The 12,658-nt window shown below is 69.5% G+C and carries 12 protein-coding genes; 5 read left to right on the plus strand and 7 right to left on the minus strand.

Annotation, left to right across the window (positions count from 1 at the left end; all coding sequences use genetic code 11):
* Positions 1-191: 191 nt before the first annotated feature.
* From BLU84_RS00915 to BLU84_RS00930, 5 genes are all read right to left on the minus strand, one after another.
* Entirely contained in the window at positions 192-911 is a 720-nt protein-coding gene (locus tag BLU84_RS00915; protein WP_074861711.1) for a DUF481 domain-containing protein, read from the minus strand.
* A gap of 207 nt (positions 912-1,118) precedes the next feature.
* Entirely contained in the window at positions 1,119-2,072 is a 954-nt protein-coding gene (locus BLU84_RS00920) for a dimethyl sulfoxide reductase anchor subunit family protein (protein ID WP_074861712.1), read from the minus strand.
* 74 nt (positions 2,073-2,146) lie between these two features.
* Positions 2,147-2,932 (minus strand): 4Fe-4S dicluster domain-containing protein, encoded by a 786-nt coding sequence (locus tag BLU84_RS00925; protein ID WP_074861713.1) that lies wholly within the window; start codon positions 2,930-2,932, stop codon positions 2,147-2,149.
* Entirely contained in the window at positions 2,929-3,132 is a 204-nt protein-coding gene (locus BLU84_RS26020) for a hypothetical protein (RefSeq protein ID WP_096376641.1), read from the minus strand. The genes BLU84_RS00925 and BLU84_RS26020 overlap by 4 nt, the downstream gene beginning before the upstream one ends.
* A gap of 116 nt (positions 3,133-3,248) precedes the next feature.
* On the minus strand, positions 3,249-6,266 hold the full coding sequence (locus BLU84_RS00930; protein ID WP_074861714.1) for a molybdopterin oxidoreductase family protein: 3,018 nt from the start codon (positions 6,264-6,266) through the stop codon (positions 3,249-3,251).
* A 117-nt stretch (positions 6,267-6,383) separates the two neighbouring features.
* On the opposite strand from BLU84_RS00930, the gene BLU84_RS00935 reads away from it, so the two are divergent.
* Positions 6,384-6,587 (plus strand): hypothetical protein, encoded by a 204-nt coding sequence (locus BLU84_RS00935; RefSeq protein WP_074861715.1) that lies wholly within the window; start codon positions 6,384-6,386, stop codon positions 6,585-6,587.
* Between the two features lie 55 nt (positions 6,588-6,642).
* On the opposite strand, the gene BLU84_RS00940 is transcribed toward BLU84_RS00935, so the two are convergent.
* Positions 6,643-7,233, minus strand: a complete 591-nt coding sequence (locus tag BLU84_RS00940) for a LolA family protein (RefSeq protein WP_139174517.1) — start codon at positions 7,231-7,233, stop codon at positions 6,643-6,645.
* Between the two features lie 90 nt (positions 7,234-7,323).
* On the opposite strand from BLU84_RS00940, the gene BLU84_RS00945 reads away from it, so the two are divergent.
* Both BLU84_RS00945 and BLU84_RS00950 read left to right on the plus strand, forming a co-directional pair.
* Positions 7,324-8,292, plus strand: coding sequence for a helix-turn-helix transcriptional regulator (locus tag BLU84_RS00945; protein WP_074861717.1), 969 nt, complete (start codon positions 7,324-7,326; stop codon positions 8,290-8,292).
* A complete protein-coding gene (locus BLU84_RS00950; protein ID WP_074861718.1) occupies positions 8,292-9,260 on the plus strand; it encodes a patatin-like phospholipase family protein in 969 nt (322 codons plus the stop codon). The genes BLU84_RS00945 and BLU84_RS00950 overlap by 1 nt, the downstream gene beginning before the upstream one ends.
* Positions 9,261-9,269: 9 nt before the next feature.
* Here the strand turns inward: BLU84_RS00950 and BLU84_RS27000 are convergent, their stop codons facing one another.
* A complete protein-coding gene (locus BLU84_RS27000) occupies positions 9,270-9,656 on the minus strand; it encodes a hypothetical protein (RefSeq protein ID WP_170849063.1) in 387 nt (128 codons plus the stop codon).
* Here BLU84_RS27000 and BLU84_RS00955 point away from each other — a divergent pair.
* Positions 9,655-12,036, plus strand: a complete 2,382-nt coding sequence (locus tag BLU84_RS00955) for a M66 family metalloprotease (protein WP_074861719.1) — start codon at positions 9,655-9,657, stop codon at positions 12,034-12,036. The genes BLU84_RS27000 and BLU84_RS00955 overlap by 2 nt on opposite strands.
* 159 nt (positions 12,037-12,195) lie before the next feature.
* On the plus strand, positions 12,196-12,582 hold the full coding sequence (locus BLU84_RS27645; RefSeq protein WP_233431032.1) for a hypothetical protein: 387 nt from the start codon (positions 12,196-12,198) through the stop codon (positions 12,580-12,582).
* Positions 12,583-12,658: the final 76 nt, after the last annotated feature.

Genomic DNA, 12,658 nt, shown 5'->3' on the forward strand with positions numbered 1-12,658 from the left:
CACGCTGGCGAAGCCGAGACGCCGAGACGCCGAGACGCCGAGACGCCGAGACGTTGAGACACTGAGGCGCCGAGACGCTGAGGCGCGGACGGCGCCGCGGTCTCGACGAGTTCCAGCGGCGGTCGCGGGCGGCGCCCGCCCCGCAACGCGCCAGCCGCCCCGGCGTCGCGCCGGGGCGGGGCGGGACTAGATCAGAACCCGTACACCACGTTCATCGTGGTCAGGGTGTCGGTCTTCTTGGTGCCCGGCAGCACGTCGGTGTTGTGGCGCACTTCCACGCCGGCCTTGAGCGCCAGCGCGTCGGTCATCTTGACCAGCAGGCCCAGGTCGTTGCGGGCGTAGGTGTTGTCGCTGCCGGCTTCGATCAGCAGGGTGTTGTAGACCGAGGTGGTGTCGGTGAGCTTGTGGCCGAAGTCGATGAAGCCGCGCGCGATAGCCTCGTTCTTGTGCTCGCGCAGATCCTGCAGCTTGGCCCAGCGGTAGCCGGGACCGACTTCGAAGGTCAGGTGGGTGTCCTTGTTCTTGATCGCCTCGAAGCCGTAGCCGATCGCGGCGGTCCACTGGTATTCGTTGGCGGTGAAGTGGTCGCGCTCGTTGCGCGCCGAACCCAGCACGTAGCTGCGCGGGCTCAGGCGATAGCCGCTGCTGCCGAACACTTCGTAGCGGCGCGCGCTTTCCACATCGTCCTGCTTGCCGTAGAGGAACGAGGCGCCGGCCGAATGCTTCCACTGGGCATCTTCCTTGGCGATGTTGAGCTTGCCGATCAGGGTCTGGCTGTCGGTATTGCCCTTGGAAATGGCCAGGCCCAATTCGCCGGTGCCGCTCCAGCCGTCCTTGCGGGCGGCCTCCTGGGCGTGGGCGAGGGGCGAAAACGCAGCGCACAGCGCGGCGGCGGCGAACAACTTATGCATGCAACGACTCCGGATCGATGAACAAAAAAAACCGCCGGTGATTCCGGCGGTCCGGAGACTATGCACAAATAAATGTGAAGATCGTCACAAAATTCAGACTGTTCAGCCTCTCACCCAGCCCCGCGCCGCCACAACGAAGCCGCTGTAGGAGCTGCGCAAGCTGCGACCGCGCCCTCTCAACTACAGCGCAAGCCACGAGGCCCCGCCTCAGTAGTAAAGCGTCACCACATGCCGGGCCTGGGCAAAAAACAGCCATCGCTCGACCAACGCGCCCAACAGCACCGACACCGCCGCCGCAGCCATCAGCGCCCCGCCCGCGGCCGGCAGCGCCAGCGCGGCCACGGCCAGCGCCAGCGGCAACCCCGCGAACAAGCCTGCGCCGATCCGCCGCAGCTTCGCCGCATGTTTGCGCGCCAGCACGTAGCCCATCTCGCGGGTCAGGTAGTTGTCTTCGGTGTGCGGACGCTCGAATACCGACGGCTGGCGCCCCGGCAGGCCGAGCGCGTCGCCGCGGCTCGCCGGCAGCGGCTGGCGGTCGATCGCGGCCCAGTAGCGCCACTTCAGCAGCGCGGTCAGCGGCGCCAGCAACGCCACCGCCCAGGCCGCGACTCGGCCAACGCCGGACCCGCCCGGCAGCGCGCCGAGCAGGGCCGCGCCGCTGAGCGCGGCGAAGGCCAGGTACACCGGCACCACCAGCGGATGCCGCCAGGCCGGGATGGGCGGCAGCGAGGCGTAGATCATCGCCGTGCACGCCACCGTCAGCAGCGCGCACACGCTCAAGGCGGCGCCGGCGAGCGCCGGCCATGCCGCCGGCCACGCGCGTTCCGGGCTCAGCGCCAGCAACCACGCCAGCAGCGCCAGCGCCGGCGCGTAGGTCAGCACGGCCATCACGCCCTCGCGCGACAGCCAGGAGGTGCGCCATTGCGAGAACGCCCGCCACGAGCGCAGCGGCTTGCCCAGGTGCGCGGTCGAACTCAGCAGCCCGGCGGTGACCAACAGCAGCGACGCCAGCAGCCCCGCGCCGAGCGCGCGCAGCGACAACTCCGGCGCGCCGTCGAGGCCGCCGTGCTGCAGCAGCGCCAACGCGCCCAGCCACATCATCAGGCCGTAGCCGGCGCCGGACAGGGTGGTGAAGAAAATGACCGAAAAAGCGGGATGCATGCGTCAGCGAAACCGGAGGGTGCAGGCGAAAACGCGCGAAGCGGTGTTGCGGCGATAACGAACGGACCCGCGCGTCATCGCGACAGCACCTTGTCGAGCCAGCGCAGCACGCCCGGCAGCGCCTGCGGATCCAGCGTTTCCTGCGGCGCCGGCGCGGCTGCTTCCTCGGCGCGGCGCGGCCGCGGCGGCAGGTACTTATTGGTCGGCCGATAGCCCAACTGCGGCATCAGATCGACGCCGCCGCGCTCGGCCACCAGTTTCGACACCGCCGAATCGGGATCGCCGAGATCGCCGAAATGCCGCGCACGGGTCGGGCAGGCCTGCACGCAGGCCGGCTGGCGCTCGGCTTCGGACAGATTTTCGTTGTAGATGCGGTCGATGCACAGCGTGCACTTCTTCATCACCCCCTCGACCGGGCTGTACTCGCGCGCGCCGTAGGGGCAGGCCCACGAGCACAGCTTGCAGCCGATGCACTTGTCCTCGTCGACCAGCACGATGCCGTCTTCGGCGCGCTTGAAGCTGGCGCCGGTCGGGCACACGGTGACGCAGGCCGGCTCTTCGCAATGCAGGCACGAGCGCGGGAAGTGCAGGGTCATCGCCGGTTGCGCCGCGACCGCGGCATCGCCACCGCCGCCGCAACCCGTCGAGGCGGGCTCGGCCGCCAGCTCGTAGCTGTGCACGCGGTTGAACCACACGCCGCTGGGGTCTTCGCCGTAAGGGCGCTCGTCGGTCAGCGGCGCGGCGATGCCGCCGGTGTTCCATTCCTTGCAGCTCACCGCGCAGGCGTGGCAGCCCACGCAGGTGTCCAGGTCGATCACCAGCCCGAGTTTCTTCTTCGACGGCGGCGGCAGCGCGGTCATCGCTTGCGTCCCGCGAACAGCAACCACAGGCCGAGCGCGAACACCGACAAGCCCAGCGCCACGCTCGGCAGCAGCGCCACCATCGCCGGCGTCGACGCGCTCGGCGCGGCCGGGTCCATCGTGCCGAAGCCGAGCAGCGCGATCACCGCGACGCTGGCCAGGATGCACAACAACCCGGCGAATACGCGCGCCGCCCTCATCGTGCGTCGCTCATCGGTGGGGGCGCGGTGGCGGTCATGGTATCGGTCGCTTCCTGGCGGGGTGGCTGAGTGCGGGGCTTGCGGGTGCATGGCGCGATTGCGCCGCGCTGGCGATTTCATCGCCGTTTGCGGAACTCTACGCCGTAACGCAGCGGGCGGTCGTCGGCGGCCGGGCCGGGCAACGGTTCGAACTGCGGTTGCGAGGTTTCCTCGCCGGCGTCGGCGGCTTTGCGGATGATCACGCGCAGATCGAACCAGGCCGCCTGGCCGGTGACCGGGTCGGCGTTGGCGTAGTCGCCGCGCGGGGTTATGTCGCTGATCAAATGATTGAGCAGGAAGCCCTTGCGGCCCTCCGGCGCGTTCTTGTCGAGCTTCCAGGCGCCGCGGCGCTTGCCGATCGCGTTCCAGGTCCAGACCGTGTCGGGCTGGACGTTGCCGGCGAACTTGGCCTGCACGCGGATGCGGCCGTGGTGCGATTCCACCTCGATCCAGTTTTCGTCGTCGATGCCGTAGCGCGCGCCGGTGTCCGGATGCAGATAGAGGTAATTGCGCGTCGCGATCTGCCGCAGCCAGGCGTTCTGCGAACCCCAGGCGTGGTACATGAACATCGGCCGCTGGGTCACCGCGCTGAGCGGGAAGCGCGCCGCGCCGTCTTCGACCTGCGCGCCTTCGAAGGGTTCGTACCAGATCGGCAAGGGGTCGAAATAGGTCGCGACCCGTTCGCGATGCTGCGCCGGCGGTTGCTGCGCGCCGTGGCCTTGCGCGGCGAGGCGGAACTTCTGCAGGGTTTCCGAATACAGCTGCAAGGCGATGGGTTCGGCGTGGCCGAGGAAGCCGAGCTTCTGCGCCCAGTCCAGGTACGCGCGGTTGCTCATCTTGTAATAGCGCGCCGCTTCCGGCACGTGCCCGCGCCAGAAGCCGCCGTTGTCGATGTAACGCTGCAGCTGCTCGGGATTGGGCGGGCCCTTGGCTTCGAGTTCGCCATGCTCGCCGCGCCAGCCGGCGAGCAGGCCGACGCCGGGCGCGCGTTCGTGGCGGACGATGTAGTCGGCGTAATCGCGGTAGCGCGGGCTACCGTCGTCCAGGGTCATGCCGGGCAGGCCGATGCGGGCGCCGAGGTCTAGCAGGACGGATTGGAAGCCGCGGACGTCGCGCGGGTTCGGGTTGTCCTGCAAGGGTTGGGTGGCTGCATCCACGATGGGATGACGGATCGCATCGCAGGCCGAATCGGCGTCGGAAATCGGCCGGTCGAGCAGGCTGATCGCGTCGAAGCGTTCCAGGTAGGTCGTGTCCGGCAGCACCAGGTCGGCGTAGGCGGTCATCTCCGAGGCATAGGCATCGGCATAGATGATGTGCGGGATGCGGTAATCGCCGTTGTCGTCCTTGTCGGTGAGCCAGCCCATGGTCTGGCGGGTGTTCATCGCCGAATTCCAGCTCATGTTGGCCATGAACATCATCAGCGTGTCGATCTTGTACGGATCGCCGGCCCAGGCGTTGCGGATCACGCTGTGCATCATGCCGTGCGCGGACAGCGGGTAGGCCCAGGAGAAGGCGTGGTCGATGCGGCGTGGGTTGCCACTTGCATCGACCACCAGATCTTCGGGGCCGTGGACGAAGCCGAGCGGTGCTGCGTCTAACGTGCCATTGCTTTGACGCTGCTTTCCTGGGCGGTTCGGCGGCGGGATTGGTTTGGGGTAGGGCGGCTGATAGCGGAACGAGCCCGGCGTATCGACCGCGCCGAGCAGCAATTGCAGCAAGTGCAGTGCGCGGCAGGTGTGGAAGCCGTTGCTGTGCGCGCTGATGCCGCGCATCGCGTGCAGGCTGACCGGGCGGCCGATCATCTCGGCGTGCTCGCGGCCGTGCGCGTCGGTCCAGGCGATCGGCAGGCGCACGGTTTGTTCGAATGCGGCGTGCGCGAGTTCGCGGGCGATGCGGCGGATGGTGTCGGCGGGGATGCCGCAGCGTTCGCTCACCGCGTCGGGCGAGTACTGCGGGTCGAGATAACGTTCGGCGACGAGGTGGAACACCGGCACGGCGCGGCGGCCGTCGGCGAGCACGTATTCGCCGACGACGGCGGGCGAGATGCCGACCGCATCGGCGGGATGCGCGCGGCCCTCACCCCGGCCCTCTCCCGCAGGCGGGAGAGGGGGTTCTTCGGGCGAGGACGGCCGCGGTGCTGCGTCCGTCGCTTGCGGGCCAGCAGATGAAGGCGACCGCTGTGCTCCCTCTCCCGCCTGCGGGAGAGGGCCGGGGTGAGGGCCCCGCGCCCAACACAGCACCCGCCCCTGACCATCGCGCGCGAACAACCCATCGTCCGCGCCGCCCGGATTGCGCAACACCAGCCAATGCGCATTGGTGTAGCGCACCAGATACTCCAGGTCGATCTTGTCGGCCTTGAGCAATTCGTGGATCAGCGCGAACGCGAACAACCCGTCCGTGCCCGGCCGGATCCCGATCCACTCGTCGGCGATCGCGCCGTAGCCGCTGCGCACCGGATTGACCGCGACGATCTTGGCCCCGCGCGCCTTGAGCTTGCCCAGGCCGAGCTTGATCGGATTGGAGTCGTGGTCTTCGGCCACGCCCCACAGCATCAGATAGCGCGAATGCTCCCAGTCGGGCTCGCCGAATTCCCAGAACGAACCGCCCAGCGTGTACAACCCGCCGGCGGCCATGTTGACCGAGCAGAAACCGCCGTGCGCGGCGTAGTTGACCGTGCCGAACTGCTGCGCCCACCAGCCGGTCAGCGCCTGCGATTGGTCGCGGCCGGTGAAGAACGCCAGTTCGTCGGGATTGCGTTCGCGGATCGCGCCGAGCCAGCCGGCGGCGATCGACAAGGCCTCGTCCCATTCGATCTCGCGGAACTCGCCGCGGCCGCGCTCGCCCACCCGCAGCAGCGGCTTGCTCAAACGCGCCGGCGAGTAGTGCTGCATGATCCCGGCCGACCCCTTGGCGCACAGCACGCCCTGGTTGACCGGATGTTCGGGATTGCCCTGGATGTAACGGATCTTGCCGTCGGTGAGCCACACCTTGATGCCGCAACGGCAGGCGCACATGTAGCAGGTGGTGGTCTTGACCTCGTCGCCGGGCGAAGGCGACAGGTCGATCGCCGGCTCGGTGGGAGCGTGCTCTCGCATGCCGCCATTGTGCCTACCGCGTCGCGATCAGGCGAGCGGCGCCGGTGCGGCTTGTCGCTGCCGCGGCGGTGCGGACATACTGCGGCGCGCGGTCGCACCCAGGGAGCGCCAAGGCTTATGGAGTTCGTGTTCGGGTTCGTCTACTACGGCGGACCGATCTGGGCCGGCGCGTTGCTGGCCTGGGTCGGCTACAGCGAGCGCGCGCGCCGCCCGGGCTTCAATCGCTGGTACCTGGCCGCGATCGTCTCGGCGGCGCTGGGCGTCGGCGGCCTGTATGTCTTGCGCCAGATGGGCGCGGCGATGCGCTCGGCGGGCGGCTGAATGCGCAAGCCCACCGCCGCGGTCGCAATCCATGCGACCGCAGTCGTGTCTAATGTCACTTCACCGCCGGAGCCTCGATCCTGATACTCGGATCGTTGTAACGCGAGTACTTCAGCGTCGAGGTATAGGTCTTGCCGCCGACCTCGGCCACGTTGACCGCCTGCACCGGATAGCCGGTGGCGGCCGCCACCCAGAAGGTCGAGGAGGTCTTGTTCGGCTGGCTGTTGTCCACTTTGTACTTGCGGGTCGCCACGCCGGCGAGGGTTTCGTCGCCCAGCGCGGATACCTTCAGCGTCTGCAGGTTGCCGAGCATCTTCTCGCGGCTGCGCGAGGCGGCCGCGCCGCCGCTCGGCGCAGGCCGCTTGATGGTCTGGCCCTGCAGCGTCATGTACATGACGTTGCCGATCACGATCTGATCGCCCATCGTGCCCAGCTTCACGCGTACGCGGTCGGGCGCGACGAAGTCGGTCTCGGTGGCCGGCCCGGGGCCCATGCTCATGCTGGCGTGGTAGCTCTTGGCGGCCAGGAACTTGTCCACCGCGGCGACCACCTCCTCCTTGGGTCCGGCGACGGCCGCAGGGGAGGCGGCCAGGCCCAGCAGCATCACCGCCGGGGCCAGTGTTGCGGATATTGAGGGCTTGATCACGTAGGATCCTCAGGTTCGATGGTGGCGGCCGTGCATCGGCCGGTGCCATGCTAGTTGCGACCCCACCGACTCCACCATATCTCGGCCGACATGGAACGTATCGAACGCATTCACGCGTTGCACCGGATTCTCACTGCGGCCAGGTACCCGGTCACAGTTCAGCGGCTCCAGGAGGACCTGGAATGCTCGCGCGCGACCGTCTATCGGGACCTGGCCTACCTGCGCGACTACCTGATGGCACCGGTGGTCGGCAACGGCGAAGCCGGCTTCCGCTACGACACCAGCGAAGGCGACCGCTTCGAACTGCCCGGCCTGTGGCTGAGCTCGGAGGAACTGCACGCGCTGCTGGCCGCGCAGCAGTTGCTCATGCGCAGCGGCGGCGGCGTGCTGTCGAACGCGCTGGCGCCGTTGCAGCAGCGCATCGAGAAGCTGCTCGACGAGCACGCCGGCGGCCGCCGCCTGCCGGTGGAGCGGGTGCGGGTGATCCCGCACCGCACCCGTCGCCAGGACGAGACCGCATTCCGCTCGGTCGCCACCGCCGTGCTCGACCGCAAGCGCCTGACCTTCGAATACCGCGCCCGCTCCACCGACGAGCGCACCCGCCGCAGCGTGTCGCCGCAGCGGCTGACGCACTATCGCGAGAACTGGTACCTCGACGCCTGGGACCACGAACGCGATGCGCTGCGCAGCTTCTCGGTCGACCGCATCAGCGCGGCCAAGGTCGGCGAAGACGCGGCGCGCGATGTCGCCGACGACGAACTCGACCAGCACCTGGCCTCGAGCTACGGCATCTTCTCCGGCGCGCCCAAGGGCTGGGCGACGATCCTGTTCAGCGCCAAGGCGGCGCGCTGGGTCGCCGACGAGCACTGGCATTCGCAGCAGCAGGGCCGGTTCCTGCCCGACGGCCGCTACGAGCTCAAGGTGCCCTACAGCGCCGGGCGCGAGTTGCTGATGGACGTGATGCATTACGGCAACGACGCCGAGATCGTCGAGCCGGTGGTGCTGCGCGAACAGGCCAAGACCATGCTGGAACTGGCGCTGAGCAACTACGGCCGTTGATGGCAGGCGCCGACGTACCGCGCAGCGATTCTCCCGGCCACGCCGAACCCGGCGAGCCGGTCGCGCTGGTGCTCGGCGCGGGCGGCGCGCGCGGGCTGGCCCAGATCGGGGTGATCGAGGCCTTGCAGGCGCGCAAGCTGCGCATCGTCGCGGTCGCCGGCTCCTCCAGCGGCGCCCTGGTCGGCGGCCTGTTCGCTGCCGGCAAGATGGCGGTGTACCGCGACTGGCTCTACAGCATGAGCCGCACCGACATGCTGCGCCTGCTCGATCCGGTGTTCGGCCAGCCGGCGCTGTTCCGCGGCGACCGGCTCATGCACGCGCTGCGCGAGCTGATCGGCGAGCCGCGCATCGAGGACTTGCCGGTGCAGTTCACCGCGGTCGCGGTCGACCTGCTGCGCCAGCGCGAGGTGTGGCTGCGCGAAGGCGATCTGTGGGACGCGATCCGCGCCTCCATCGCCATCCCCGGCGTGTTCACCCCGTACGAACTGCACGGCCGCGAACTGGTCGACGGCGGCCTGCTGGCGCCGCTGCCGATCACCGCCACGCGCTTGTCGGATGCGCACCGGCTGATCGCGGTGGACATGCACGGCTGGCCCGACCAGCCCACCGGCACGCTCGGACGCCACGCCAGCACCGATGCGCCGCGGCACGCGCCGGTGCCGGCCGAGCAACTGGTTTCGCTCAAGCCGCCGCCGCTGAGCCGCTGGTTCCGTCGCAACCGCGCGGTGCCGGCCGAAACGCCGGAAGACTCGCCGCCGCACGAACTGAGTTTCAGCGAGCTGATGGCGCGCTCGCTCGACACCATGCAGGCGCAGATCGCGCGCGTGCAGCTGGCGCTGGATCCGCCCGAACTGGTCATCCGCATCCCGCGCGACGCTTGCCAGTTCTACGAATTCTGGCGCGCCAAGGAACTGATCGAACTCGGCCGCGAGCAGGCCGAACAGGCGCTGGATAAAGCCGGTTACTGAGCCGCGCGCTCAGGCACGCCGGCGCTTGCCGTTGTCTTGCCCATAAGCCCGCGCCGACGGCGTAGCGCGGTCGGTTGGCTGTGTGCCGATCCCGCCGGGAATCGCCGCGAGCGGGCCTTGCGGTTGTGTGCGGATCGTTCCAATTCGGCACAACAGCATCCAGGCGATGTCCGTGCACATCGATGCACGGCGATGGCACCCATCGAGACCGCGGCGGCCGGTCGGCCGCGCAGCGCTGCGGCGCAGGCCGCAGCCCGCCGCCGGTCGTGCCGCTTGCGCGCGGCCGGCGCAGCCGAACCGAACGGAACCGGAGCCTTCGGGCGATGCGATGGAATCGCACAGGTGGGCGCCCGCCGCGCGGATGCCACTTTTCTGCGAATCGGGAATCGCACCCATGGCTCAGCTTCGCCGCACTACCATCGCCCTGTCCGTGTTCGCCGCCCTGTGCCTGTCCGCCTGCGGCGGCGGTGGCGGCAAGACGCCTCGGCCCGACACCGGGCCGCCGCCGGCCAACCCCGGCAACCCGGGCAATCCGACCCCGCCCGGCCCGGCCGCACTGGCGGCGCCGGCCAATCTGGTCGCCGCCGCCGGCGTGGCCAGCGTCGCCTTGACCTGGGACGCGGTGCCCGGCGCGCTGACCTACAACGTCTACCAAGCCACCACCCCCGGCGGCCAGGGCGCTACGCCGGTGCTTTCGAACCTCACCGCCACCTCCACCACCGTGCAGGGGCTGGCGCCGGGCGCGACTTATTACTTCATCGTGCGCGCGGCCAACGCCGATGGCGCAGGCGCCGCCTCGAACGAGGCCCAGGCCGTGCCGCAGGCGCAGGCGCCGACCGCGGCGCTGGAGATCGCTTCGCTGGAGCTGGCGCAGGCCCATGTGCTGCCGGCGCAGGGGCTGAGCTGGACCTTGCCCAACGCCAGCGAGAGTTATCACGCGGTTGGCGGCCGCGCCGCGCTGGCGCTGCTGCGCTTGTCGGCGAACAACGCCGGCAACGTGCGCCTGGAAGGTTTCGCCAACGGCGCGCCGCTGGGCGCGCTGGCGCTGGCGCCGCCGTCGGCATTGCCGCCGACCGAGGACAACGGCCAGGCCTACGCCAGCGATCTTTACAGCGCCGAAATTCCCGCCGCGTGGATGACTTCGGCGCTGCAACTGCGCGTGGTCGCCGACAACTACCGCGCCGGCGCGCTGCAGGCGCCGGTGATCGGCGCCGATAGCGATGCCTTGGTGCGGATACTTCCGTTCTATCTGTTCGGCGCCACGCCGGACAATTCCTATCCCTTGTCCGAGGCCGGCGTCGCGCCGCAGGACGCGGTCGACCAGATCTACGCTCAATGGCCGGTGGCGCGCCTGGTGATCCAGAGCCATCCGGCCCAGGCGGTGATATGGCCGACGCTGGCGGTGCCGCCGGTCGACGGCAATCCGGCGTTCCTCGCGCGGGCCAAGGACGACAAGCTCGACGGATTCGTAGCGATGGGCGTGATGTTGAACCTGATCAGCAATTTGCTCGACGCCAATGGCGACGACCTGGGTCAGGTGCAGGGCTATGTCCCACTGATCATGTTCGATGCCAACGGCAAGCTTGCCGACAGCGGCGGCGGGCTGGGCGGCTTTTCGGTCGGCTCCGGCGGAGTCGGCTACAGCGGGATCTTCATTCATGAGCAAGGCCACGCGATGGGCTCTCCGCACCAGGGCAGCGCGTACAAAGACGGCAAGTACCCTTATGTGGGCGGCAGCCTCGCGGGTTCGGCCTGGGGCTACGACCAGGTCAACCGCCGCTTCCAGGGGCCGTTCGTGCCGTCTTCCGCGTCCAGGTACAAGGACTGTCGCGCCGATACCTTCGACGGCTCCCCGCGCCAACTCGACGCGCAGGGCCGGTGCGTGCGTCAGGATCCGATGCAGAGCGGGTCGGGGGACCAGGCCAAGGGCTATCGGTTCACGATCTTCTCCGACTACACCGCCGCGATGTTCCAGCGCTACTACGAGGGCAGGACCACGGTCGCCGCCGACGGCACGCATGAACACGACGGGAGCGCGGTCGTAGCGGACGCGGCTTATCCTGGCGGCTACCGGATCTGGGACACGATCGACCGACGCTGGGTGAACTACGCGCCGACGACCCCGAGCTACGGGCTGTATGAGTTCGACGGCAAATTGCCACAGCAGCGCAACGTGCCGGTGCATGCGATCTCGCTCAGCTACAGCTACGCCGGTACGCCGGAAGTCTCGCAGTTCTATCCGCCGTTGAGCTTCGTCGGCAACCTGATCCGATACATCGACCCCACCGATGCCGCCCAGCGAGCGAGTATCGACCCGAAGACGGGCCCGTATCGCTGGTACTGCCAGCGCTTCGGCTGCGACTACACCCTGCGAGTGACGTACACCGACGGCAGTCTGCGGCATGTAGTGCTGCGTTCGGGTTTTCGTACCTGGTTCGGCGCCGAATCGCCGGTGCCCGACAGCGCCAAGGATCCGCTCAACGGCGACAGTTTCCAGCGTTGGCTGGTGCAAGTCCCCGGCGACAAGCCGCTGCGCAAGGTCGAAATGCTGGACACGCCGATGGTCTGGCAGGGATTTCCGGCGAACCCGACGGTGCTGGTCTCGCGGGACATCGCCTCGTCCGCAGTTCCGGGGTGCGTGGAACTGCCGACTCGCGCGGCACCGGCCAGCGCCTTGCCGGCGCCGCGCTGCGGCCAGGCGGCGCAAGCCAGGGCCGCGGTGGAGGCGACACGGACGATGCTGCTTCAGTACCTGCGCGCCGCCCGCAGGCGGTGAGGGGCGCGCGTTCGGGGCCGGACGCCCCGAGCGGGCCGCGCCAGCGCATCGCGGCCGGCCCGCAGCCCGGGCCGACCGGCGGTCGCCGACATCGCAGTCTCTGAGACGGCGCAGCCGGAACGTGCGAGGCACACGAACCCTTCGCTACGGAGCCCGGCCATGACCGCTCTCGAATCCACCCGCTGCAGCGATGCCCCGCCTGTCGACGCCGAGTTCGGCGGCGACATCGTCGAAGACAGCGCCGCGCGCTGGCGCGCGGATCTGGACCTGGGCCTGCGTTACGCCGTGGCCGTCGGCGCCTTGCTGGTGCTGATGCTGCCGGCCGCGCGCGGCTCGCACGCGGCGATCGGCTGGCTGCCGCTGTGGCTGGTCGGCATGCCGGCGCTGGCGTGGTGGGCGCTGCACCGTTTCCGCCTGCCGTCGTGGCGTCGCGACGAGGTCGCGGCCGATGCCGCGCCGGCGCGCCGCCGCCGCCGCGGCGCGATGCAGGCGCGCCGGCGCGCGCGTCCGGCGCTGCCCGCGCGTCCGCTGCCGCGCGTGGCCTGAACCAACCCGGCGCCGGCCGGCCGCGTGCCGGTCGGCACGGATTTCGACGCCGGCTCCGGTGCTGGCGCCACCGCCG

It is taken from the genome of Lysobacter enzymogenes (assembly GCF_900106525.1).
Classification (GTDB): Bacteria; Pseudomonadota; Gammaproteobacteria; order Xanthomonadales; family Xanthomonadaceae; genus Lysobacter; species Lysobacter enzymogenes.